General features: G+C 46.8%; 20 protein-coding genes and 2 pseudogenes. All 22 read left to right on the top strand.

The genetic code is table 11. The annotated features are described in order from the left end of the window. Nucleotides 1-24 precede the first annotated feature (24 nt). The 22 genes and pseudogenes from DW996_RS03010 (at nt 25) to mutL (ending at nt 26,101) form a co-directional block, all read left to right on the top strand. Nucleotides 25-753 carry a YebC/PmpR family DNA-binding transcriptional regulator gene (locus tag DW996_RS03010; protein WP_118534811.1) on the top strand — a complete coding sequence of 243 codons (729 nt, stop codon included), beginning with the start codon at nt 25-27 and terminating at the stop codon, nt 751-753. 27 nt (nt 754-780) lie between these two features. After that, nucleotides 781-2,235 (top strand): glycogen synthase GlgA, encoded by a 1,455-nt coding sequence (gene glgA, locus DW996_RS03005; RefSeq protein WP_118281246.1) that lies wholly within the window; start codon nt 781-783, stop codon nt 2,233-2,235. Nucleotides 2,236-2,330: 95 nt separating this feature from the next. Then, complete coding sequence (locus DW996_RS03000; protein ID WP_118534810.1) at nt 2,331-2,993, top strand: ClpP family protease; 663 nt, start codon at nt 2,331-2,333, stop codon at nt 2,991-2,993. Nucleotides 2,994-3,075: 82 nt separating this feature from the next. Next, nucleotides 3,076-3,948, top strand: a complete 873-nt coding sequence (locus DW996_RS02995; protein WP_118281244.1) for an undecaprenyl-diphosphate phosphatase — start codon at nt 3,076-3,078, stop codon at nt 3,946-3,948. A gap of 26 nt (nt 3,949-3,974) precedes the next feature. Further along, on the top strand, nt 3,975-6,821 hold the full coding sequence (locus tag DW996_RS02990; protein WP_118534809.1) for a DNA translocase FtsK: 2,847 nt from the start codon (nt 3,975-3,977) through the stop codon (nt 6,819-6,821). A gap of 53 nt (nt 6,822-6,874) precedes the next feature. Then, a pseudogene (locus tag DW996_RS02985) lies at nt 6,875-8,544 on the top strand (formate--tetrahydrofolate ligase). Between the two features lie 26 nt (nt 8,545-8,570). Next, entirely contained in the window at nt 8,571-9,416 is an 846-nt protein-coding gene (gene folD / locus DW996_RS02980; RefSeq protein WP_118281241.1) for a bifunctional methylenetetrahydrofolate dehydrogenase/methenyltetrahydrofolate cyclohydrolase FolD, read from the top strand. A gap of 9 nt (nt 9,417-9,425) precedes the next feature. Then, complete coding sequence (locus DW996_RS02975; protein ID WP_118534808.1) at nt 9,426-10,619, top strand: chitobiase/beta-hexosaminidase C-terminal domain-containing protein; 1,194 nt, start codon at nt 9,426-9,428, stop codon at nt 10,617-10,619. A 73-nt stretch (nt 10,620-10,692) separates the two neighbouring features. Continuing rightward, a complete protein-coding gene (gene rlmH, locus DW996_RS02970) occupies nt 10,693-11,172 on the top strand; it encodes a 23S rRNA (pseudouridine(1915)-N(3))-methyltransferase RlmH (protein ID WP_118534807.1) in 480 nt (159 codons plus the stop codon). 48 nt (nt 11,173-11,220) lie between these two features. Next, entirely contained in the window at nt 11,221-11,511 is a 291-nt protein-coding gene (locus DW996_RS02965) for a YabP/YqfC family sporulation protein (protein ID WP_118281238.1), read from the top strand. After that, complete coding sequence (locus DW996_RS02960) at nt 11,508-12,602, top strand: sporulation protein YqfD (RefSeq protein ID WP_118534806.1); 1,095 nt, start codon at nt 11,508-11,510, stop codon at nt 12,600-12,602. The genes DW996_RS02965 and DW996_RS02960 overlap by 4 nt, the downstream gene beginning before the upstream one ends. 132 nt (nt 12,603-12,734) lie before the next feature. Further along, the gene (locus DW996_RS02955; protein ID WP_118281236.1) at nt 12,735-13,757 is read left to right on the top strand and encodes a PhoH family protein; all 1,023 of its coding nucleotides are present in this window, start codon (nt 12,735-12,737) and stop codon (nt 13,755-13,757) included. Continuing rightward, nucleotides 13,732-14,931 (top strand): hypothetical protein, encoded by a 1,200-nt coding sequence (locus tag DW996_RS02950; protein WP_118534805.1) that lies wholly within the window; start codon nt 13,732-13,734, stop codon nt 14,929-14,931. The genes DW996_RS02955 and DW996_RS02950 overlap by 26 nt, the downstream gene beginning before the upstream one ends. Further along, nucleotides 14,928-15,431 carry an rRNA maturation RNase YbeY gene (ybeY, locus tag DW996_RS02945; RefSeq protein ID WP_118281234.1) on the top strand — a complete coding sequence of 168 codons (504 nt, stop codon included), beginning with the start codon at nt 14,928-14,930 and terminating at the stop codon, nt 15,429-15,431. Before DW996_RS02950 ends, ybeY begins: the two co-directional genes overlap by 4 nt. Continuing rightward, the gene (locus DW996_RS02940; RefSeq protein WP_118534804.1) at nt 15,424-16,518 is read left to right on the top strand and encodes a DUF3048 domain-containing protein; all 1,095 of its coding nucleotides are present in this window, start codon (nt 15,424-15,426) and stop codon (nt 16,516-16,518) included. The genes ybeY and DW996_RS02940 overlap by 8 nt, the downstream gene beginning before the upstream one ends. Before the next feature lie 17 nt (nt 16,519-16,535). Further along, nucleotides 16,536-17,096 carry an oligosaccharide flippase family protein gene (locus DW996_RS13925; RefSeq protein WP_330428735.1) on the top strand — a complete coding sequence of 187 codons (561 nt, stop codon included), beginning with the start codon at nt 16,536-16,538 and terminating at the stop codon, nt 17,094-17,096. Nucleotides 17,097-17,194: 98 nt separating this feature from the next. After that, a complete protein-coding gene (locus DW996_RS13920) occupies nt 17,195-18,199 on the top strand; it encodes a lipid II flippase MurJ (protein ID WP_334294512.1) in 1,005 nt (334 codons plus the stop codon). A gap of 42 nt (nt 18,200-18,241) precedes the next feature. Then, entirely contained in the window at nt 18,242-18,601 is a 360-nt protein-coding gene (locus tag DW996_RS02930) for a hypothetical protein (protein ID WP_118281231.1), read from the top strand. A 70-nt stretch (nt 18,602-18,671) separates the two neighbouring features. Continuing rightward, nucleotides 18,672-19,925: an NAD(P)/FAD-dependent oxidoreductase gene (locus DW996_RS02925; RefSeq protein WP_118281230.1), complete on the top strand. Its 1,254-nt coding sequence runs from the start codon at nt 18,672-18,674 to the stop codon at nt 19,923-19,925. Next, nucleotides 19,922-21,544: pseudogene (locus DW996_RS14735) on the top strand (NAD(P)/FAD-dependent oxidoreductase). Before DW996_RS02925 ends, DW996_RS14735 begins: the two are co-directional and overlap by 4 nt. After that, nucleotides 21,534-24,206, top strand: a complete 2,673-nt coding sequence (gene mutS / locus DW996_RS02915; protein WP_243098645.1) for a DNA mismatch repair protein MutS — start codon at nt 21,534-21,536, stop codon at nt 24,204-24,206. The pseudogene DW996_RS14735 and the gene mutS overlap by 11 nt, the downstream one beginning before the upstream one ends. After that, entirely contained in the window at nt 24,200-26,101 is a 1,902-nt protein-coding gene (mutL, locus tag DW996_RS02910; protein ID WP_118534803.1) for a DNA mismatch repair endonuclease MutL, read from the top strand. The genes mutS and mutL overlap by 7 nt, the downstream gene beginning before the upstream one ends. Nucleotide 26,102: the final 1 nt, after the last annotated feature.

The raw sequence follows: 26,102 nt of genomic DNA, 5'->3' as shown, positions 1-26,102 counted from the left end.
CTTTAGAAAAGAGGATATAATTTTATGTCAGGACATTCAAAATTTGCTAACATTAAGCATAAGAAAGAGAAAAATGATGCTGCAAAGGGTAAGGTATTTACCATTATCGGACGTGAGATCGCAGTAGCGGTCAAGGAAGGCGGACCGGATCCTGACAATAACAGCAGACTTCGTGATGTTATTGCCAAGGCAAAGGCCAACAATATGCCAAACGATACCATTGAAAGAGGTATCAAGAAAGCTGCCGGTGATGCAAATGCAGTCAATTATGAATCGGTTACATATGAAGGCTATGGACCAAACGGTACAGCCATCATCGTTGATGCTTTGACCGATAACAAGAACCGTACCGCTGCCAATGTGCGCAGCGCTTTCACCAAGGGCAAGGGCAGTCTTGGAACCCAGGGCTGTGTATCTTACATGTTTGATAAAAAGGGACAGATCATCATTGACAAGGAAGAGTGTGATCTGGATGCAGATGATCTGATGATGATGGCACTGGATGCAGGTGCAGAGGATTTCACAGAGGAAGAAGATTCCTTCATCGTGCTGACAGATCCGGATGATTTTTCTGCTGTCCGTGAAGCATTGGAGCAGGAGAAGATCGCTATGGCAGATGCACAGGTGACCATGATCCCGCAGACCTATGTAGAACTTACAGATGAGCAGGATCTTTACAACATCAACAAGATCTTATCTTTGCTGGATGAAGATGATGACGTTCAAGAAGTATATCATAACTGGGACGAGTAGTATTTTGATTCATTAGGAGGGGTTACTATGAAGAAAGTACTTTTTGCGGCAAGCGAGTGTGTGCCATTTGTCAAGACCGGGGGATTGGCTGACGTGGTAGGAGCCTTGCCAAAAGAATTTGACAGATCAGAATGGGATATCCGTGTGGTCCTGCCGGACTATACCTGTATCCCGCCACAATACCGTGATTCCTTTCAGTATGTGTGTCATTTCCAGATGGGGATGGGATCTTATATCGGCGAGCGCTATGTAGGCGTCATGCAGTATGAGTATCAGGGAATCACATACTATTTTATCGATAATCTGGAGTACTTTGAGTGCTTTTATCCTTATGGGGATACGCGCTACGATATCGAGAAATTTATTTTCTTTGACAAGGCAGTACTTTCCATGTTACCGCTCATTGACTTTCAGCCGGATATCATTCACTGCCATGATTGGCAGACAGGATTGATCCCTGTTTATTTAAAGACAGAATTTGCCGGTAATCCTTTCTTCTGGGGTATGAAGTCAGTCATGACTATACATAACCTCAAGTTCCAGGGTGTCTGGGATATCGAGACCATTCAGGGGATCTCCGGTCTGCCGATGGAACTCTTTACACCGGACAAATTGGAGTTCAAAAAGGGTGCCAATATGTTAAAGGGCGGTCTGGTCTATGCAGACTATATTACGACCGTCAGTGATACCTATGCAGGGGAGATCCAGACCCCTTATTATGGCGAGGGCTTGGACGGACTTCTGTCAGCCAGACATTTTGACATGCGCGGTATCGTCAATGGTATTGACTATGCTATGTACGATCCGGCAAAGGATGATTTGATCTTCAAAAATTACAGTGCATCCAATTTCAGAACAAACAAAAAGGTCAACAAGGAGAAGTTACAGGAGCTGCTTGGGCTTGTCGTAGACAAGAAAAAGTACATGATCGGGCTGATCTCACGTCTGACAGACCAAAAGGGACTGGATCTGGTCAATTACTGTATCGAGCGTCTGGTGGATGACAACACCCAACTGGTCGTAATCGGTACCGGCGAAGCCCAGTACGAGAATATGTTCCGTCACTTTGCATGGAAATACCCGGACCGAATATCCGCAAACATCTGTTATTCCGAGGATCTGGCTCACAAGTTATACGCAGCGGCAGATGCCTTTTTGATGCCGTCGCGCTTTGAACCGTGTGGTCTGACCCAGTTGATCTCTTTCCGCTATGGTACCGTGCCGATCGTGCGCGAGACAGGCGGCTTAAAGGATACGGTCATCCCTTACAATGAATATGAGCATACCGGGGATGGTTTCTCCTTTGCCAATTATAATGGGGATGAACTTTTGAACACTGTCAATTATTCCAAGTATGTTTTCTTTGAAAAGAAGGCAGAGTGGAACAAGATGGTAGACCGTGGCATGCAAAAAGATTATTCATGGAAAAACTCTAAAGCCAATTATGAGGGACTTTACTCCTATCTGATGGGCGAGTCGTAATAGATACAAAAAGATGCGTCAGTTCTTAGGAACGGGCGCTTTTTGTATTTTTTCATATTCTTTGATGCACACTAAAAAGAAAAAGGAAGATTAAAATGGATAGTGTGAAGGAATATGGACAGGAAGTCATTACAACAGAAAAGGGACACAGGATCGGAATTGTGACCATCATAGGCGAGATCGAAGGACACACGCTTCTGGCTGCAAATGCTAAGACAACTAAATATGAACATATGATACCGCTTCTGATCGGCATGGAAAATGATGCCTCTGTAGACGGCATTCTTTTTGTCTTAAATACCATTGGCGGGGATGTGGAGTGCGGTCTGGCGATGGCAGAATTGATTGCTGCCATACAAAAGCCAACGATCTCTCTTGTGATCGGCGGCAGCCATTCCATCGGCATCCCACTGGCAGTCGCAACGGATTGTTCTTTTATCGTGCCGTCCGCGACTATGCTGGCACATCCGGTACGTATGAGTGGAACCGTACTGGGAGCACCCCAGACCTATTATCAATTCAACCAGATGCAGGAGCGGATCATTGGTTTTATCTGTAGGCATGCGGCTATCAAAAAGACACGTCTGGAAGAACTCATGCTTGCTAAAGATACCATGGCAAAGGATCTGGGAACTATTCTGGTAGGCGAAGAAGCAGTCAATGAAGGTTTGATCTCTCATGTGGGCAGTCTGGGGGATGCCATGCTGACCTTGGAAAGAATGATAGCAGGCAAAAAGACGGCGCAAAAAGGCGTGTAATCTGTAGAAAAGTAATAATGACAGCTTCTGGAAAATATGGTAATATTAAAAAGTTGGTAAAATCACATATATGGAGGTCATTATGTCATTATTGCAATCTATTTTCATGGGGCTGATTCAAGGATTAACAGAGTTCCTGCCGGTCAGCAGTTCCGGGCATCTTGCACTTTTTAAGGCATTATTTCATGTGCAGACAGATACCGGGATTATGTTTGACGTTTTACTGCATTTAGGGACTCTGGTTGCTATTTTTGCTGTTTACTATAAAGATATCTGGGAGTTGATCTGTGAGGGCGTATCTATCGTGATCGACTTTCTTGCCAATGTTGGCATCGCGATCGGCAATCTTTCTTCTTCCAGGAAAAAGAAGTACCGCAAGATGGTGGATACACCGTATCGCCGCTTTGTTATGTTGATCATTGTCTCGACTATCCCTACCGGTATCATGGGTGTTCTGGGACAGAACCTGATCGAAGCAGCATCTGCGACGGTATTGGTTCCGGGCATCTGTCTGATCATCACAAGTATTTTGCTCTTTATTTCCGATCGTGTGAAAACCGGTAAAAAGACCGAAGAAAACGCAAGTTATGGCAATGCGGTTGTGATCGGCGTATGTCAGGGCTTTGCTACACTTCCGGGCTTATCCCGCTCAGGAACAACGATCACGGCATGTCTTTTGAGCGGCTTCGATCGCACTTTCGCAGTAAAATACTCCTTTATCATGTCCATTCCGGCAGTGCTTGGGGCAGCCGTTTTGGAACTGAAGGATTTGAGTCTTGCAACAACAGCATCTTCTGAGATCGTCAATTATGTTGTCGGTATGGTGGTTGCCGCTGTCGTAGGATATATTTGTATCAAGACCATGCTTCTTGTTGTCCGCAAGAAGAAATTTACCATCTTTTCTGTATATTGCATGATCGTTGGTGTGATTGCAGTGATCGTAGGATGTATGTGATTATAAGATTAGGGGATTCGTAAATTATGGCTAATAAAACGACAAGTGCAAAACGGAATACGACCAAGACTTCCGCAAGCAAAAAGTCTACAGCCACAAAGAAACAGACGACGAAAAAGGGGACAAAACCGAAAACAACTGCCAAAAATGTCACAGTCGAGGCGGAAGTGGTCGATGTTGCAAAGGCAGAAGCCATCAAAGAGATCTTTTTGTGGATCTTCCTTGCGGTCTGTGTTCTCTTGTTTTTGAGTAATCTGGGGATCGGTGGGATCGTAGGTAATGCTGTCAGTAGTTTCTTCTTTGGCATTTTCGGCTTGGTTGCCTATCTGTTTCCCATCCTGCTTCTGGTGGCTACTTTCTTTGGCATTTCCAATCAGGGAAACCGGATCGCCACGATCAAACTGATCGCCGGTGGCGTGCTTACGGTTTTTCTTAGTGTTTTGGTGGAATTGTTTGCCCACGGGGATGCTCCTTATGCAGCCATGCGTGCTTTTTACTATGGACGAGAGAGCAAGGCTGGCGGCGGGCTTTTGGGAGGAATGATTGCATCCGGGCTGGTGGAAGGTTTTGGGCTGATCAGTGCTTATGTGCTTACCTTTGTCATCATGATCGTTTGCCTGATTCTCATTACGGAACGCTCTTTGCTACAGCAGGCAGGCAGTCGCAGACGTAGAAAGAAAAGACGCTATGCAGATCCAAATGAAGACCGCGAGGCAAGACTGGCAAGGATCCGGGCCGATAAGAAACGGCAGGCGGCTGCCGGTCAGGTAGATGAAAACGCGCCGCGCAGAGATCGGAAGATCTCAGGTGTGGCATTTGATACCAAGATGGAACCTGAGATCCAGGCGGTGCAGGCATCCTCGGATGAGGTGGAACAGGTACATATGGCACCGCAAAAGGATGTCGAGGTTAAGAATGTTAAGCGTGTGCCTTTATCTTCCAAGTGCACCGGATCTGCGTCTGTCATTGGTCTGGATGTGGAAAAACCGGTAGAAGCTGTTAAGGCAGAATCGGTACGTCCAAGCCGACGCATTAATTTATCGACCCCACCTGTCGCCAATGTGACCACGGAAGCGCCAAAGGCAGAAAATGATCCGGTAAGACCGACTTCTCCGGTACAGCCACAAAGGCAGGCAGTTATGCCTTCTACGCCGGAAGTTGTCAGGGCTGAGGAAAAGGAGACGGCAGCACCCACAGCGGCTGAGGCTGTGGCACCCCCGGAAAAACGTCCACGCAAGACAGCGGCAAGCATGCAGGAGACCCGAAAGAGTGCAGATCAGGTGGCAGATGAGATCGCCAAGAGCAAGCAGGAGACAAAGCCGGCGGCAGCCTATAAATTTCCAACCCTGTCACTTTTGAAAAAGAAGGCGGCGAGCGGAAACGGAAATTCCAAGGCAGAATTGGAAGCCACGGCAGACAAACTGGAACAGACCCTCCGCAATTTTGGCATCAATGTAGAGGTGACAGATGTCACCTGTGGACCGACGGTTACCCGTTATGAGTTGCAGCCGGAAGTGGGTGTCCGCGTCAACCGTATCACCAATCTGGCAGACGACATCAAGTTGAATCTGGCGGTTACGGATATCCGTATCGAAGCGCCGATCCCGGGAAAGGCAGCCGTTGGTATCGAAGTGCCAAACAAAAATAAAGTCATGGTATCCTTTGAGGAAATGGCTTCCTCCGCAGAATTTAAAAAGGCAGAGTCCAAGGTGACTTTCTGTGCAGGGCGGGATATTGCGGGCAATGTCATTACGGCAAATATTGCCAAGATGCCCCACCTTTTGATCGCCGGTACGACAGGTTCCGGTAAATCCGTCTGCATCAATACGATCATCATGAGTATCTTATATAAGGCAAGACCGGACGAGGTCAAGTTTATCATGATCGATCCAAAGGTCGTTGAACTTAGTATTTACAATGGCATACCCCATCTGTTGATCCCGGTCGTTACCGATCCCAAAAAGGCGGCTGGGGCATTGCACTGGGCGGTTACGGAAATGGATGACCGCTATCAGAAATTTGCGGATGCCAGTGTGCGTGACATCAAATCTTACAATAAAAAACTGGAAGAACATAATTATCAGTTACCGATCAATTCCAATGGAGAATTGGGTACCTTTGAAAAGATGCCGGAAATGGTCGTGATCGTAGACGAGTTGGCAGACCTTATGATGGTTGCCGCCAAGGAAGTCGAGGAATCCATCTGTCGTCTGGCACAAAAGGCCAGAGCCGCCGGTATTTATTTGATCTTAGCAACCCAGCGACCATCTGTTGATGTCGTGACCGGTCTGATCAAGGCGAATATGCCGTCCCGTATCGCATTTGCGGTCAACAGTGGTGTGGATTCCAGAACCATTCTGGATATGTTCGGGGCTGAAAAACTCCTAGGAAACGGAGATATGCTTTATTATCCACAGGGCTATACCAAGCCGCTGCGTGTGCAGGGTGCCTTTGTCTCAGATGAGGAAGTGCAGGATGTAGTCGACTATATCAAGGGTAACAATGAAGAGGCTTCCTATGATGAAAATGTGACCAAGCATATTGAGTCCGGCGCGGACGGCAGTGATGGTGCTACCGCTATCGGAGGCGGCAGTGGTTTTGAAGATACGAGGGATTCCTATTTTGCAGAGGCAGGTCGTCTGATCGTATCCAAGGAAAAGGGCTCCATCGGCATGTTACAGCGCAACTTCAAGATCGGCTTTAACAGAGCAGCCCGCATTATGGATCAGTTGGAGGAGGCCGGAGTCGTGGGACCGGAAATGGGAACCAAACCTAGAACGGTACATATGACACCGACCCAGTTTGAGCAATTCTTAAATCCATCAGCAGTTTCAGCGGTGGAAGAGGAATATCCGGTCAGCGATGACTTTTAGGATAGAGGTTACTAGAGACCAGACAACATTTTACTTATGTAAGGAGAGAGAACATGAAAACAGACATCCAAATCGCACAGGAAGCGACCATGCTTCCGATCACCGAGATTGCAGAACAGGTAGGACTTACGCCAGATGACTTGGAAATGTATGGAAAATACAAGGCTAAGTTGTCAGATGAGTGTATGGAGCGCTTGGCAAAGGAAGAAGATGGCAAACTGGTACTTGTCACTGCAATCAATCCGACACCGGCAGGCGAGGGAAAGACGACGACCAGTGTAGGCCTTGGACAGGCATTTGCAAAGTTAGGAAAAAAGGCAGTCCTTGCACTTCGTGAGCCTTCCTTAGGACCTTGCTTTGGTATCAAAGGTGGTGCTGCGGGCGGTGGCTATGCCCAGGTCGTTCCTATGGAAGATCTCAATCTGCATTTCACCGGAGATTTTCATGCGATTACTTCTGCAAATAACCTGCTGGCAGCCCTTTTAGACAATCATATCCAGCAGGGAAACGAACTTGGCATTGATCCAAGACAGATCAAATGGAAACGCTGTCTGGACATGAATGACCGAGTGCTCCGTAATATTGTCGTTGGCTTGGGCAGCAAGATGGACGGTATGGTAAGAGAGGATCATTTTGTCATTACCGTTGCATCTGAGATCATGGCGATCCTTTGTCTGTCAGATGATATGGCAGACTTAAAGAGAAGACTCGGCCGCATTATCGTGGCTTACAACTTTAAGGGAGAACCGGTTACGGCAGCAGACCTGCAGGCAGTCGGTTCCATGGCAGCCCTGCTAAAGGATGCTTTGAAGCCAAATATGATCCAGACTTTAGAGCATACACCGGCACTGGTGCATGGTGGTCCGTTTGCCAATATCGCACATGGATGCAACAGTGTGCGCGCGACAAAGATGGCACTGAAAATGGGAGATATCTGTGTGACAGAGGCAGGTTTTGGTGCTGATCTGGGCGCAGAGAAGTTCTTTGACATCAAGTCCCGCATGGCAGGTTTACACCCGGATGCCGTTGTTCTGGTAGCAACGATCCGTGCCCTCAAATACAATGGCGGCGTGGCAAAGGATGCCTTGTCAGAGGAAAATATGGATGCTTTGAAAAAGGGCATTGTCAATTTGGAAAAGCATATTGAAAACTTACAGAAATTTGATGTGCCGGTCGTAGTGACCCTCAATTCCTTTATTACAGATACCGAGGAGGAGACAGCCTTTGTCCGTGACTTCTGTGAGAAACGCGGCTGTGCCTTCGCTTTATCCGAAGTATGGGAAAAAGGCGGTCAGGGCGGCGTTGCTTGGCAGAGACCATTTTGGATGTCCTAGATCATAAGGAAAGTCATTTCGCACCGATCTATCCGTCTGAAATGTCATTAAAGGACAAGATCGCTACAATCGCCAAGGAGATCTATGGTGCCGCAGATGTTTCTTATGCACCGGCTGCGGAAAAAGAACTGGCTCATATTACGGAACTAGGGATGGGAGATTTCCCTGTCTGTATGGCAAAGACCCAGTATTCCCTTTCTGATGATGCAAAGAAACTGGGAAGACCGGAAGGCTTTACCTTGAATGTAAGAGAAGTCTATGCAAGTGCCGGTGCAGGCTTTGTGGTGGTTGTTACAGGAGCCATCATGACTATGCCGGGCTTGCCAAAGAAGCCGGCAGCATTTGGAATTGATGTTTCAGATGACGGTGTGATCACCGGATTATTTTAAAAAAGACTGGAAAGCGAGAAGATACAATGGCAGAAATCATTGATGGAAAGAAGATTTCACAGGAGATCAAGGACGAGTTAAAGGAAAAAGTAGCCGCTATGCATGCGCAGGGGCAGGAAGTGACCTTAGCAGTGGTTCTGGTAGGACAGGATCCGGCATCCTGCGTTTATGTGCGCAATAAGAAAAGAGCCTGTGAGTACATCGGCATCCGTTCTTTGTCCTATGAACTGGCAGAGGATACCAGCGAAGAAGAGGTGCTGGCGCTCATTGACAAATTAAATGGCGACAAGGATGTAAATGGTATTTTGGTACAACTGCCGCTCCCGAAACATATGGACGAGGACAAGATCACCAGAGCCATTGATCCGCTTAAGGATGTTGATGGTTTTCATCCGCAGAATGTCGGTGCACTTTCCATCGGTCTGCCGGGCTTTGTATCCTGCACACCGGCAGGCATTATCCAGTTGTTAAAGCGCAGTCATATTGACATGGAAGGCAAGCATTGTGTGATCGTAGGACGCAGCAATATCGTTGGAAAACCGATGGCACTTTTGATGCTGCGCGAAAATGCTACGGTCACTGTGACCCATTCCAAGACCAAAGATCTTGCTTCTGTGACCAGACAGGCAGATATCCTGATCGTTGCGATCGGCAAGAAGCAGTTTATTACGGCAGACTATGTCAAAGAGGGAGTCGTTGTCATTGATGTTGGTATGCATCGGGATGAGAACAACCATTTGTGTGGGGATGTGGCATATGATGAGGTAGCATCGCATTGTTCCGCCATTACACCGGTTCCGGGTGGTGTTGGACCGATGACGATCGCTATGCTCATGCATAATTGTCTGGAATCCGTTGATCTGCAAAAATAGGAGATTGCTATGAAATGTAGTAAATGTGGAGCCGAGATTGATGCCGGCAGTGTTTTTTGTAAAAAATGTGGGGAACCGGTGCAGATGGTGCCGGACTACAATATCTTAGAGGATGATTTTCTGATATCCCTTCTGGAAGAAGAAAAATCAGCCGGAAAAACGGAAGAAAATCAGCCGGAGACAGTTGGACAAAATGTCCAGTCGGATAAGAAGACTTCCGCCGGTGGCAAGAGTGCTTCTACCGCTAAAAAGGCAGTAGAAGAGAATCCGGAAAAGAAAAAGGGCTTTGCGGGGCTTTGGGCAAATAAGAAGGCAAGAGCTGGTTTGATCGGTGGGATCATTGCCCTGTGTCTTGTGCTGGTCTTTTTGACCGTTTATATGACATCTTACGACCATTATGTCGCCAAGGGCAAGACTTTGGATACAAAAGAGGATTATACAGGTGCTTTGGTCTATTACAATCGTGCCATAGAAAAGAACGATACCAAGACAAAGGCGAAGATACTTGCAGCCAATGACTATATCAAGTTGGAAGAATATGATACAGCGGAAAGTTTATTATTAGAGGTGATCGCTCAAGATGATGATAACGTTTCTGCCTACAAATCGCTGATCGTTCTATATCTGGCCACAGGCGATTATGATAAGTTGACCAATTTACAGACACAGGTTTCCAGCCAGAAACTACTGGATCTCTTTAATGACAACCTCTTGTCCGCACCGGTCTTTTCCGTAGACGGAGGAAAATATGATGATGATGTTACCATCGAACTTTCCTGCAAGACAGGCAAGATCTATTATACCTTAGATGGCAGTGATCCGACTGAGGGCGGCATTCTTTATACGGAAGCCTTTACTTTAGAGGAGGGCACGACGACGGTCAAGGCGGTATGTGAAAATGACGACAAGACCAGTCAGGTAGTTGAAAAGAATTATAAGATCACCTATGCTGACCCGGATTATCCGGTTGTCACCCCATCCGGCGGCAGTTTCACGACGCCAACGACGATCACTGTGGAAGTGCCGGAAGGTGCAAGTGTCTATTATACCTGGGACGGTACGACACCGACACAGGCTTCTGCCAAGTACACAGGACCGATCGAGATGATGGAGGGCAACAATATCTTATCTCTGATCCTTGTAGATAAGCATGGCAAGACCAGTGACGTTTTAGAGTGTAATTACAAATATATACCACAATAGTAAGAAAGAAGCATTAAGACCGCAGGAATTTCCTGTGGCTTTAATGCTTTACTTATATGGAGGAAATTAAGGTATGAATATTACCATCTTGTGTGTCGGACAGATCAAGGAAAAATATTTTCGTGATGCGATCGCAGAATACCAAAAGCGTCTGAGCCGCTACTGCAAATTGCAGATGATCGAAGTTGCCGATGAAAAGACCAAGGAAAATGCATCCGAAGCGGAAAACGATCTGATCCGCAAAAAGGAAGGTGAGCGTCTGCTCAAACACATCAAAGACAGCGATTATTGCATCACCTTAGAAATCGATGGAAAGATGCTGACATCGGAAGGCTTATCCAAGGAAATCGACCGTCTGGGACTGGCGGGTAAGTCCAGTCTGGTCTTTGTGATCGGTGGTTCGATCGGTTTGGATACCGCTGTTTTAAAACGCAGTGACTATGCCTTGAGTTTTTCAAAGATGACCTTTCCACACCAGTTGATGCGGGTCATTCTTTTGGAGCAGATCTACCGGTCTTACCGCATTATGCGTGGCGAGCCATATCACAAGTAAAAAGACCTTTTGAGGCATATGTTTCTGGCATGACTCATATACTGCATTATGATGAAAAATGATAAGAGGACGATCGGCAATCTTTTAGAGCGGGAGGAACCGCTGGAAAATCCTTTGATGATCGGTATGATCCAATTGACCCTTCTGGGAAACCGCAGCGCCTTGATCGAAAATTACAAGGGTCTGATCGAGTATCATGACAAACTGATCATTGTGCAGTCCAAGGAGGAGGAAGTCAGCATTTTGGGAGATCATCTGCGGATCTGCTATTATACCAGGACCGAGATGCAGATTGCCGGAAACATTGAAAAAATAGAGGTAAAGGAAAAGAATCATTGATCTTATTTCGTTTTCTTAAAGGCTATGTGTGCGTAGCATTTACAGGAGATGATCTTCCCCGTCTGATCAGAATATGTATTAGCAGGGGGATTTTTTTATGGGATGTAAAGAGTCAGGATCCTTATCATATGCAGGCTATGCTCTACGGAAACGATGTCTGGAAATTGCATGACATACTGCATAAGACCAAATCTAAGGTGCGGATACAAAAGAAGATCGGTCTGCCTTTTTCTTTGCACAGATACCGTCACAAGGCTGGCTATGTCCTGGGCATCTTCGCCATGCTTGCCCTTCTTTTTTATGTCTCAGGCTATATCTGGATGATCCGGGTGTCGGGCAATTCCTTTGTGACGGAGGAAATGCTGGAATCCTATCTGAGCCGGAAAGGACAGGGAATCGGCAGCAAAAAGAAAGACATGGATTGCGAGATTCTGGAAAAAGAAATCCTTGCAGATTTTCCGGAGGTCATCTGGGTATCGGTTTCCATGAAAGGTTCCTCCTTACAGATCGCTATGAAAGAAAAGATGGCGGCAGCCGAAGAAGCGCAGACGGAAGAAGAAAGCGGCATGGACCTGCTTGCACCATGCGATGGTAAGGTCACGTCTCTTTATGTACGCGATGGAACGGCGGCAGTGGAAAAGGGAAGCGATGTCAAAAAGGGGGATGTCCTGATCTATGGCTGGATCGCCATCACCAACGATGCCGGAGACCAGACTTTGGCATATGATCCAAAAAATGCGGACGGGGATGTTTTGATCGAGGGCGTCTATGCCTTTTCCTTTGCGGAAGAAATGACCTATCAGAAAAGGATCGAGATGGGGCAGCGTAGGGAATACCTTGTCTTTGGCACCAATGGTTCTTATTTTAATGTCGTTCCCTATATGTTGGGAAAAACACAGCATACGACCTTAAGAGAGATCCATCCGGTCTCTCTGGGAGGCGTTTGGGATCTTCCAATCTATTGCAACTATTTGACAGAAAAATCCTATAAATTGCAGAAAACGTCACATAGTAAAAAGAAATGCAGGAAATCATGCAAATACATCTTGACGACTTGCAAAAAAACTTTGAGGAAAAAGGTATTCAAATAATGGATAAAAATGTTATTATGGAATACAGTAATGATTTGTGCACCATGCACGGAGAATTGCTTTTGCAATCTCCGGCGACCGAAAAGAAACAAACGGACCTGCCGGAAATATCCGATATAAAGGAAAGCATTTATGAGTGAAAAAGAATGTATTCTTGATATACCAGTAGAACATCTGGAGAATATCTTTGGGCAGTTTGATGCCAATATTAAACTGATCGAACAGACACTTTCGGTTACCTTTATCGCACGCGACGACCGCTTAAAGGTAATCGGAGAGGAAGACAAGATCAAAAGTGCAGCTGATATCATGCAGCGTCTTTATGCACTTTCAAAAAAAGGAGAGACGATCACCAAGCAGGAAGTCAATTATCTGCTGGGACTGACCGAACAGAAACTGCCGACCAAGGCGGTGGAAGATCTGGCAGACGACTGTATCTGTCATACGACCTCCGGTAAGCCGATCAAGCCCAAGACGATCGGACAAAAAGCCTATGTGGATGCGATCCGGGATCAGATGATCACTTTTGGTATCGGTCCGGCAGGTACCGGTAAGACATATCTTGCCATGGCAATGGCGATCACGGCCTTTCAGCGGGAAGAAGTCAGCCGTATCATCCTGACACGACCGGCGATCGAAGCCGGAGAGAAACTTGGCTTTTTGCCGGGGGATATGCAGAGCAAGGTAGATCCTTATCTGCGTCCTTTGTATGATGCCCTTTATCAGATCATGGGGGCAGAGAGTTTTGCACGCAATATGGAAAAAGGTCTGATTGAGGTGGCACCGCTTGCCTATATGCGAGGCAGGACTCTGGATAATGCCTTTATCATCCTAGACGAGGCACAGAATACGACACCGGCGCAGATGAAGATGTTTCTGACCCGTATCGGTTTTGGATCCAAGGCGGTCATTACGGGAGATGCGACACAAAAGGATCTTCCGGCAAGTGCCAGATCCGGTCTGGATGTGGCTGTGGATGTCCTTAGCAGTGTAGATGAGATCAGTATCTGTAAATTGAGCGGTGCGGATGTTGTCCGACATCCTCTGGTACAAAAGATCGTACACGCATACGAGGTCTACGAGAAGAAAGAAGATACGAAAAACAAAAAGAAAAAGGTTGGAAAGACACATGGAAAAGACCGTGGAAGAAAATAATATTTCCAGCAAAAGACTGACATACTGTCTGGGTATGGGACTTCTTTTCCTGGCGGGGCAGGTCTTGCTTTGCCTAGGACAAGAGATCCTTTTGGATCAACTTTTATGCCTTGTAACTTTAGACATCAGTTTCTTTCTGATCTTTATGCTTGCCCTGATGAAGCACCGCTTATTAGGAGAACTTCCCCAGAAGCAGTCCGCTTCTTATCAAAAGGTATTTTTATCGGTCTTGCCGGCGTGGGCAGTCCTGCTTGCAGGATCCTTTTGTCCGCATTTTTTTACACCGGTCTTGCTGATCGGCATACTTTTGTTTCCGGCAATGGATGATGTGCTTGCCTTAGGACTTGGACTTTATATGGTCTTACTCTTAGGTATCACACAAAGTCTCAGCCTGTATGAGATCGTCTGCTATAGCCTTTTGGTCATCTGTGGTATTTTATTGACCCCTTATTTGCAGGGCAGGGAAAAGACGTCTTTTTTTGGCATTCATTTGCTTTATTTTGTTCTGGGATTTTTACTGCCGATCGTATTTTATTATCTTTCCCATCACACACTGGGGATCCGACAGGTCTTGTGGGGATTGGGGGATGGCATAGCCTACGCTTTTGTAGTTCTTGCCCTGGTTCCCTGGCTTCTACAAAAAAATCAGACAGAACTGGAAGGATCATATCGGCTTTTTTTGGAAGATACCTATCCGCTGGTCATGGATATCCGACGGTTTTCTATGGCAGAATACAATCACGGCAGGAGGGTTTCGCGTCTGGCGGGGGTCTGCGCGGGTGAGATCGGTGCAGATGCACCCTGTGCTATGATGGCAGGATTTTATTACCGACTGGGCAAGATGGAAGGCGAGCCGGAGATTGACAATGCACTGCGGCTGGCAAACAACCATTGTTTTCCGACTGATGTCATGGCGGTCATGGAGGAATACGGGGGTATTTTGCGCCTGCCACAGACACCAGAATCGGCGATCGTGCACATGGTAGATGCTCTGGTGACCAAGATCGAACTTTTGGATCAGGATACTATGTCTAGCACATGGAACCAAGATATGGTAATATATCAGACGTTGAATGAATTATCGCAAAAGGGGATCTATGACGAGTCGGGGCTCAGCATCAATCAGTTTTTGAAGATCCGTGAGAAATTAGTCCGGGAGGATTCTTTGTTATGACATTATTATTAGAAGAAGAGGTGGATATCCCATTTTCCTTTGACTACCGCAAGGTGGCAGAGGATGTCATTGATAAGGCTTTGGAAGTGGAAGAATTTCCATACGAAGTCGAGGTGAGCCTGGTACTTACCGATGACGCGGCGATCCATGAATTAAACCAGCAATTCCGGGAAATGGACCGGTCTACGGATGTATTGTCTTTTCCTATGATGGATTATCCGGCACCGGGAGACTTTTCTTTGCTTGATCTGTCGGCAACATCAGAAAATGATGAACTGATCTTAGGAGATATTGTGATTTCTGTAGATCATGTTTTGGCGCAGGCAAAAGAATACGGACATTCCCGGAAGAGGGAATATGCTTTTTTGATCGCACACAGTATGCTGCATCTGATGGGCTATGATCATATGACCCCGGATGAGGCAACCCTTATGGAAGAAAAACAGTCTTATATCTTAGATTTATTACATATTACGAGGGAGGAAGAAAAGAATGTCTAAGAAAGCATTGATCGGCATTATCTGTGCCGTTGTAGTGGCGCTCGCAGGAGGCACTGCTGCATTTGTTGTCACCCATCAGAAAAAAGATGATGGGCAGACCAAAGAGGTCGTTGAAAAAGAGGAAGAAGTCAACCATGACGGACAGGTCAAATCTTATCTGACCGGAGAATGGGTAGATCAGTCGATCGGCCGCAGTCGTGCCGTTGCCGTCATGACAGAGAATACCAAAGCGGCTCTGCCACAGTATGGTATCAATTCTGCCGGTGTTTTGTATGAGGCTCCGGTTGAAGGCTCGATCACCAGAATGATGGCGATCTACGAAGATTATGCCGATCTGACACAGATGGGAAATGTGCGTAGTTGTCGTCCGTATTATGCCCAGTTTGCTGCAGAGTTTGATGCCATTTATGTGCATTTCGGACAGAGCGTACAGGGCGAGCAGCTGCTTGCTACCGGTATCGTGGATAATCTGAGCGGCTTGGACGGATCTTTGGGAGATACATTCTACCGTACCAGCGAACATGCTGCACCACACAACGCATATACGAGTGCAGAGGGTATCGCCAGTGGTATTGCAAAGAAGGGATACGACACACAGTATGATGCATCTTATGACGGACACTATATCTTTGCAGAGGATGACAGTCCAAATACCTTATCCGCAGGCACAGACTGTGTGGTTGTAAAGCCGTATTATTTCTACAACCATCCGTATTTTATTTACAATAAGGATAGCCAGACCTATGCCAGATACCAGTTTGGCGCTGAGCAGATCGACGCTGTGGACGGTAAGCAGGTAGAGGTTTCGAATATTATTTTCCAGAACGTCAATAATAGTATCTATGAGGGAACCCAGTACTTAAATATTACCGTTTCCGGTTCCGGAGAAGGTAAGTTCTTTACCCAGGGTAAGATGATCGACATCACATGGCGCAAGGGCGATGACGGTATCACACATTACTATGACAACGACGGCAATGAGATCGTTTTAAATCAGGGTAAGACATGGGTATGCATCATCCAGAGTCAGTATGCAGATGACTCCGCATTCTATGCGACCGAAGATGAATTTTCATCAGCACAGTAAGAGTTAAGAGGTAAAAATTGGGTAAGTCAAAGAACAGTGATGCCAGTTTTATTATGCAGGGATCCATCCTTGCCATTGCATCCATTATCAGCCGTATCGTGGGACTTATTTATCGTATCCCGTTGACGGCGATCATTGGAAAGACGGGTAATGATTATTATGGAACGGCATACAGTATATACAATATTATATTGATCATGTCATCATTCAGTCTGCCGCTGGCGGTCTCCAAACTGGTCGCATCCAGAATGGGAAATGGCAGAGCAAAAGATGCTTTCCGGGTATTTAAGGGAGCGCTTGGATTTGCTATCGTTAGTGGCGGGCTTGGTGCTTTGCTCTTGTATTTTGGTGCCGATTACTTTACCGGGACACTGCTAAAGACACCTTTGAGTGCAATCGCTCTTAAGGTTCTGGCACCGACCGTATTTGTCGTGGCTCTGCTCGGTGTATTCCGAGGATTTTTCCAGGGCTTAAATACCATGATGCCGAGTGCCTTTTCCCAGGTAGCGGAGCAGATCTTAAATGCCATCGTCAGTGTGGTTGCCGCTTATATGCTTTATCCTACGGAAAGAGGGTAGGAGCGGTATTAGGTGATGCGGATGCTTACGCGGCAGCCTATGGTGCTGCGGGTGGAACCCTTGGTACGGCGGCAGGTGCCTTTCTGGCTTTCCTATTTGTGCTCTTTGTTTATCTGGTCTATCGGAAACGCTTTAAAAAGCGTATGCGGCGCGACCATCATCGCGAGCAGGAGTCCTATGGACATGTATTAAAGATGCTTTTACTGACCATTTTCCCGATCCTGCTCAGCACGATCGTTTACAATGTCAGCACCCTTATTGACCAGGGGGTATTTAAAAATATCGCATCTTTACAAGGCTATTCCGCAAAGCAGATTTCGGAATGGTGGGGTGTATATTCCGGTCAGTTTATTGTTCTGACCAATGTGCCGATCTCCATTGCATCTTCTTTGGCGGCATCCAGTGTACCGAGTCTTTCTACAGCATACCATGCCAAAGATTTTGATACGGTAAATCGACAGATCTCTCTGGCGACACGTTTTATTATGGTCATTGCAATTCCGTCAACGATTGGCATGGCAATCTTGGGCAGACCGCTCAACCTGCTTTTATTCCATGATGGAGACAAGACGACTATGATGATCATGCTGCTGGGAACCATTTCCATTGCACTCTTTGGACTATCGACCCTGACCAATGGACTTTTGCAGGGGATCGACCGCATGAAGACACCGGTTATCAATGCTGTGATCTCTTTGTTGGTACATGTCATAGCCTTATTCCTTTTGATGGAACTGTTTGATCTGAATATCTATGCGGTCGTGATCGCTAATAATATTTACGGACTGTGTGTCTGCATCTTAAATGATCTGGCACTGCGCCGTTATAGTGGAGCAAGCGTGAATCTGCAAAAGACCTATATCATTCCGCTGTTTGCGTCCATCGTGATGGGAATCGGAGTTTTCCTGTCCTATGAACTGGTGCACAAGATCATCAATTCCAATGCAATTGCAACGATTCTTAGTATCTGTGTCGGTGTTCTGATCTACTTTGTTCTGCTTTTGCTGATGAAGGGACTGACAGAATCCGAACTGGCGCGTATGCCAAAAGGCAATACTATCATTGCGCTGGCAAAGAAAATGCACTTGTTGCAGGAATCATGAATATATTTTTTTGAAATGCAAATACTGTTTGTGGTGATGAAAATGAAACGAACAAACAGTATTTGTATTTTTTTATGTATTGGACTGGTGGCTCTGGCACTCATCTTTTTTGCCATTGCAAAAACAAGTGAAAAAGACCAGAGAGAGGCGGAGGAAGAAGACAGGATGCTTCTGACCGAAAATTCCAGCATACCAAGTGCCAGTGAAAACCAGGCAAAGTATATGGTGCTCTTAGAAAATGACACGGTCGTAGTTTATGAGATCGTTGACTGGAAAAAGTATCTGACGACGGATATCGCAAAGGAGCGCCTGCCGGAAGATGTGGTCGAAGACTTAAGAGACGGCATGGATTTTTCCAGCGAAAAAGATCTCTTTGCCTTTTTGGAAAATTACAGCAGTTAGTTATATAAAACTGCCTCGCCAGTGTTGAGAATTGACAGGGCTTATGCTACAATGACATGTGGTGATTTTTATGAAGAATACTAGCAGTAGGGGATATGATGTCATTGTGGCAGGCGGCGGAGCCGCAGGTATGATGGCGGCTATTTTTGCAGCCAGAGCCGGTGCATCTGTCCTTGTGATCGAATTTAATGATAGACTTGGAAAAAAGATTTTGGCGACCGGAAACGGCAAGTGTAATTACACCAACCGGGCTATAGACTTGCACAATTATTATGGAGCCGACAGGGCTTTCTTAGAGCAGGTCTTTGCTGCCTTTTCAGAGCAGGATACGGAAGATTTCTTTCGAGGGCTTGGCATTGAGCCCTATGAACAGGAGGGGCTTTTGTATCCGCGGAGCAAGCAGGCAAAGAGTGTTCAGGGGGCTTTATTACAAGAGATCCAAAGGCTGTCTGTGACGCTGGTCATGGAAAAACAGGTCAAACGTATCGAAATGACAGATCCGGGATTTCTCGTTACGACGGCGGATAAAGAGACCTTTACGGCAGGAAGCGTCATTCTTGCCTGTGGCGGCAAGGCATCTGCTATCCGTGGCAGCCGGGGGGACGGTTATTATCTGGCGTCCTGTCTGGGGCATGAGATCGCAGAGCCGGTACCGGCACTTGTGCAACTGCATGCGGCGGATCCTTTGGTAAAAATGGCTGCGGGTGTTCGGGCAGATGCCGGGATCACGACCTGGATCGACGATAAGAAGACCGCTTTCTGGCAGGGAGAATTACAGATCACTGATTATGGGCTTTCAGGCATTGTAGTCTTTCAGTCCAGCCGGCTGGCGGCATATGGACTCTTGGAGAAAAAAGATGTCTGTCTGGATGTGGACTTTTTGCCAGAGTATGCTAAGACAGAGGCGGAAGAACTCTTACAGAGACGTTTGCATATGCGGGAAGGAAACCTGACCTTGGAGCAGAGTTTACAGGGACTCTTGCACGACAAACTGATCGCCCCGATCTTAAAAAGAGCCGGGCTTTCGGCAGAAAAACTGGCAGGAGATTGTGACAAAGAGGATGTGACCTGCCTCTTGGCAGCCCTGCGTCATTATGTAGTAAAGATCACGGATACCCATGGATTTTCCAATGCGCAGGTTACGGCAGGCGGCGTAAAGACCGACAGGATCGATCCAAAGACTATGGAATCTGAACTTGTGCCGGGACTTTTCTTTGCAGGAGAAGTCCTTGATGTGGACGGTATCTGTGGAGGCTATAATCTGCAATGGGCATGGTCCAGCGGAGCCCTTGCAGGCATGCATTGTATAGGAAAAAGAAAATGATCTTAATCAGACAGTTAAAGGTTGCCGTGTCGGAGCAGGAGACAGAAGGCATACGGCAGGCGGTCGCAAAGAAAATACATATTACGGTGGCATCGATCTACGAGATAGAGATCTTGAAGCGTTCGATCGACGCAAGGAAAAAGCCGGATCTTTTTTATATTTATACCGTGGCGGTTCGTCTGGACATCCATCAGGAAAAGAAGTTATTAAAGAAATGCGCAAAGGATACGGACATTTCCCTGTATCAACCGATGACTTTTCAGATGCCAAAGAGCGGAGAACAGCCACTCTCTAAGCGCCCGGTTATTGTCGGTATGGGACCGGCAGGGCTTTTTTGCGGGCTTTTGCTGGCACGCGCCGGTTTTTCACCCATCCTTTTGGAAAGAGGACGCGCAGTCGAAGATAGACAGGCGGATGTGGAAAAATTCTGGCAGACCGGATTGCTTGATACAGAGTCCAACGTGCAGTTTGGTGAGGGCGGAGCCGGAACCTTTTCGGATGGTAAATTAAATACATTGACTAAGGACAAGACCGGCAGAAATCAATTTGTTTTGCAGACTTTTGTGGAATTTGGGGCACCAAGGCAGATCCTTTGGGATGCAAAGCCACATATCGGTACGGACATCCTGCAGGAAGTCGTAAAGAATATGCGACAGGAGATCCGGCGCCTGGGTGGACTTGTCTATTTTGAGACAAAGTTTGAGGATTTCGAGGTCAAGGATGGCGTTTTGTCTGCCTTAAAGATCCGACAGGCAGGTCTAAATGAGACCATTAGGCTGGATGCCGGAGTGGCGGTGCTTGCCTTAGGACACAGTGCCAGGGATTCCTTTCAGATGCTTTATGAGGGCGGACTCTCCATGAGTGCCAAGGAATTTGCGGTCGGACTGCGCATTGAACATCCACAGACCATGATCCAGGAGGCGCAATACGGTAAGGATGCGCCGGGCTTTTTGGCGGCAGCCCTTATAAGATGGCGACCAAATTAAAAAACGGACGTGGTGTCTATTCCTTTTGTATGTGTCCGGGTGGCTATGTCGTCAATGCATCTTCCATGCAGGAACATCTGGCGGTCAACGGTATGAGTTATTCCAAGCGGGATTCTGCCAATGCCAACAGTGCCATTGTGGTTTCCGTGGGGGCGGGCGAGTATGCCCTAGATGATCCCATGGGAGCGATCGCTTATCAGATGGCACTGGAAAAGAAGGCTTATACCCTGGCAAAGGGAGCCGTTCCCCAGCAGTTATACGGTGATTTTTGCAGCAATGTCAAAAGTTCTTCCTATGGCGATTTTGCTTCGCTTACCAAGGGAAAGACAGATTTTGCCAATCTGCGGGAACTTTTTTCTGAGGAGATCAATGCATCTTTTGTGGAGGGCATGACCTTGTTCGGGCATAAAATGACAGGCTTTGACCGAAAAGATGCCATATTATCCGGCATTGAAAGCAGGACATCTTCGCCTATCCGCATCCATAGAGACGGATCCTTTGTCGGCAGTGTGGAGGGGATATACTTGCGGAGAAGGTGCCGGTTATGCAGGCGGGATCACGTCTGCTGCCATGGATGGCATGAAAGTTGCAGAAGAGATTATAAAGAGATATCAGGTGAATTATGAATCATAAAAGTGTAGATTTTGAACAATTAACGCCCATGATGCAGCATTACATACAGACTAAGGATGCCAATCCGGATTGTATCCTGTTTTATCGTCTGGGTGATTTCTATGAAATGTTCTTTGAGGATGCTGAGATCGTATCCAAGGAACTGGAACTGACTTTGACCGGAAAAAGTTGTGGGCTTGAGGAACGTGCTCCCATGTGTGGCGTGCCATATCACGCAGCAGAGACCTATCTGACACGCCTGGTACAAAGAGGTTATAAAGTGGCTGTCTGCGAACAGATCGAGGATCCAAAAGAAGCCAAGGGCATGGTAAAGCGTGCCGTGACCCGTATCGTAACACCGGGCACCAATATGGATGCTATGTCTTTGGACGAGTCCAAGAACAATTATATTATGGGCATCTTTTTCGACGGTGACAAATACGGTCTGTCGATCGCAGATGTGACGACGGCGGATTTCTTTGTTACAGAAGTGGATTCCAACCGTTCCTGTCTGGACGAGATCAATAAATATGTGCCATCGGAGATCATCTGCAATGAGAATTTTACCATCAGCGGTATCGATATTGCGGATCTCAGAGAACGCATGCAGATCTCCATCGCAAAATTGGATGCTCATTATTTTGATGACCGTCTGGCTGTGGCTGTCTTGCTGGAACATTTCCACACCAGTCGGCTGTCTGCCCTTGGTCTGGAAGAGTTTCCTATGGGAAGTATTTCTGCCGGTGCTTTGATGAAGTATCTGATCGAGATCCAGAAGTCATCCTTGGAACAGTTCAACCATGTGCAGCCTTATCTCAATGGCAATTTTATGCTCTTGGATTCTTCGACCAGACGCAATCTGGAATTGGTCGAGACCTTGCGGGAAAAGCAAAAAAGAGGTTCCCTGCTCTGGGTCTTGGATAAGACCAAGACTGCCATGGGAGCAAGAATGCTCCGTTCTGATGTCGAACAGCCCCTGACCAATGCCGACCTGATCACTGACCGGCTGGATGCCGTAGACGAACTTTTACATAATATGATGGCAAGAGAAGAATTGCGGGAATACTTAAATCCGATCTATGATCTGGAACGTTTGAACACCCGTATCGTATATCAGACGGCAAATCCGCGTGATCTTCTGGCATTTAAAAATTCGGTTGCCATGCTGCCGGCGATCAAGACCGTGCTGGCAGACTTTAAGTCAAAAAATCTGGTGGAACTTTCTGAAAATATCGATAGTTTATCGGATATCTGTGCAGATATTGATGCGGCAATCTGTGAAGAACCACCGATATCTTCCAGAGACGGCGGCATCTTAAAGGATGGTTACAATGAGGAAGTAGACCGCCTCAGAAAAGCCAAGACCGAGGGCAAAAAGTGGCTGGCAGAACTGGAAGCGAAAGAAAGAGAGCGTACCGGGATCAAAAATCTAAAGATCAAATACAACAAGGTTTTTGGCTATTATCTGGAAGTGACCAATTCCTATAAGGATCTGGTACCGGCGGATTATCAGAGAAAACAGACGCTTGCCAATGCAGAACGTTTCTTTACCCCGGAATTAAAAGAGTTGGAAGATACCATTTTGGGAGCGGAAGATAAACTGATCTCCTTGGAATACGAATTGTTCCGGCAGTTGCGCAACCGCATTGCGTCGGAGGTGTCCCGTATTCAGACAACGGCAAAAGCCATTGCCAGACTGGATGTCTATGCATCCCTTGCCTATGTGGCAGAAAAGAACCATTATTGCAGACCAAAGATCAATACGCGCGGCCTGATTGACATCAAGGGTGGTAGACATCCGGTGGTCGAGCAGATGATGGATCAGCAGCTCTTTATTGATAACGACACCTATTTAGACAACAAAAAACAGCGTGTTTCCATCATTACCGGTCCAAATATGGCAGGAAAATCTACCTATATGCGCCAGAGTGCATTGATCGTACTCATGGCACAGATCGGATGCTTTGTTCCGGCAAAGTCAGCAAATATCGGTATTGTAGACCGTATCTTTACCCGTGTAGGTGCATCGGACGATCTGGCGAGCGGACAGTCCACCTTTATGGTAGAGATGAATGAGGTAGCAAACATTTTGCGCAACGCTACCAAGGACTCCCTTTTGATCTTGGATGAGATCGGACGGGGAACAAGTACCTTTGACGGACTCAGCATTGCCTGGGCAGTAGTCGAGCATATCAGCAATGTCAAACTGATCGGAGCCAAGACCTTATTTGCCACCCATTATCACGAATTGACAGAGTTGGAAGGCAAATTAGAGGGTGTACATAATTACTGCATTGCCGTAAAAGAAAACGGTGATGATATTGTATTTTTACGAAAGATCGTCCCGGGCGGCGCGGACAAGAGTTATGGTATCGCGGTTGCCAAATTGGCAGGTCTGCCGGATGAGGTCATTGATCGTGCCAACCGCATTGTGACCCAGCTTTGTGAAAATGATATTGTAGACCTGGCAAAAAATATTGCGGTCGAAGGGCAGACGACAGGCAGCAAAAAACAGACCAAGCCACTGGATGATGTAGACAAGGCACAGATGTCCTTTTTGGATACGGTCAGTGATGATGCGATCATTGACGAACTCCGCAATCTGGACATCAGTCATATGACACCACTGGAAGCAATGAATGCGCTCAATGAACTACAGGTAAAGGTAAGAAATCGATGGTAAGAAATAAGATAGCGGTTCTGGAAAAATCGACAATAGATAAGATCGCGGCAGGAGAGGTCGTTGAAAGACCTTCCTCTGTCGTAAAGGAACTTGTGGAAAATGCGATCGATGCAGGGGCATCTGCCATCACGGTCGAGATCAAGGATGGCGGCAAATCCTATATCCGCATTACAGACAACGGCTGTGGCATCCCGGAGGACGAATTGTCTGTCGCTTTTATGCGCCATTCTACGTCAAAACTCCGGGACGCATCCGAACTGGCGGATATCCATACCCTAGGCTTTCGCGGTGAGGCGCTTTCCAGCATCAGTGCGGTCTCCAGGGTAGAAATGATCACCAAACCGGCAGATACCCTTATGGGCGTGCGCTATGTGATCGAGGGCTCTAAGGAAGTATCTTTGGATAAGATCGGGGCACCGGATGGAACGACGATCATGGTCTATCAGTTGTTCTTTAACACCCCGGCACGCAAGAAATTTTTAAAGACAGACACGACGGAAGCCTCCTATATTTCCGAACTGATGGAGCGGCTGGCACTGTCGCACCCGGATATTTCTTTCTGCTTTATTTCCAATAAAAAAGAAAAGATACATACCTCCGGCAATGGCAATCTCATGGATACCATTTATCAGATCTACGGCAGACTGATCGCATCCAACCTGCTTGCGGTAGAAAAGGAGACCGATCTTTTAAAAGTCAGTGGTTTTATCGGTAATTCCAATGTGGCGCGCGGCAACCGCAGTCTGGAGAATTTTTATATCAACGGCAGATATATCAAGAGTCCCCTGCTTTCCAAGTCTGTGGAAGAAGGCTATGTGGGCTATCTGATGCAGCATCAGTATCCTTTCTGTGTCCTGATGATCACGACCAAGGAAGCATCTGTGGATGTGAATGTACATCCGACCAAGCAGGAAGTCCGCTTTGATGATGAGATGGCAATCGCGGACATCTTTAAGTCGCTGATCTTTGAACGTCTGCATCAAAGAGAGGACATTGCCGAGGTGACCTTAGATGAAAATGTGCAGGCTGCTCCTTTGCGTAAGACGACAGAGAACGATGCGACAGATCCGGGGAGTGAGTTTATGACATGCGAACCGGAGAGCAAAAAAGAAGAAACCATAATAGAAGTGGCACCGGAACCTTTTGAAAAGTCCCGTCTGGAAAAAATGCGCCAGAAGATCACGGCACAGATCCATGCGGACACGCCATACGAAAGAAAGTACCAGGAGTATTATCAGGAAAAGGAAAAAGAGCAGGACCAGAGCCGGGAGGAAAAGGTTACTTATGAGCAGACCTCGTTTTTATCCGAGCAGGCGCGTGCCAAGCACCGTATCATCGGACAGGTCTTTGATACCTACTGGCTGATCGAGCATGACAATAAGTTGTATATTATCGACCAGCATGCCGCCCATGAAAAAGTCTTATTTGAGCGCATGATGAAGCAGTTGCAGGATAAGGAGATGACGACACAATACGTCAGCCCGCCGATCATTGTATCGCTGACCAGAGCAGAGCAGGATATCCTGAAACGCTACGAGGAAGTCTTTTCGGAATTGGGCTATGTCATTTCCTCTTTTGGTGGCAATGAATTTGCCATTGAGGGTGTGCCGGGCAATCTCTTTTCCTTTGATGTCAAAGAATTTTTTATGGAACTGCTGGCTTCCTGCGGCGAATTAAAAGGCAATGACGGTCACGATATGATCGTAGAAAAAGTGGCTTCCATGTCCTGCAAGGCGGCGGTCAAGGGAAACAACCGCCTGTCTTATCCGGAGATCGAGGAATTGCTGGATGAATTGTTATCCTTGGAAAATCCTTACCATTGCCCACATGGCAGACCGACGATCATAGCCATGACCAAATATGAATTAGAGAAGAAATTTAAGAGGATCGTATAAT

Origin of the sequence: Roseburia sp. AM51-8 (genome assembly GCF_003478275.1) — a bacterium.
GTDB lineage: Bacteria > Bacillota > Clostridia > Lachnospirales > Lachnospiraceae > Pararoseburia > Pararoseburia lenta.
Note: the sequence above shows the minus strand (reverse complement) of the source record. Positions and strands in the feature narration are given on the sequence as shown.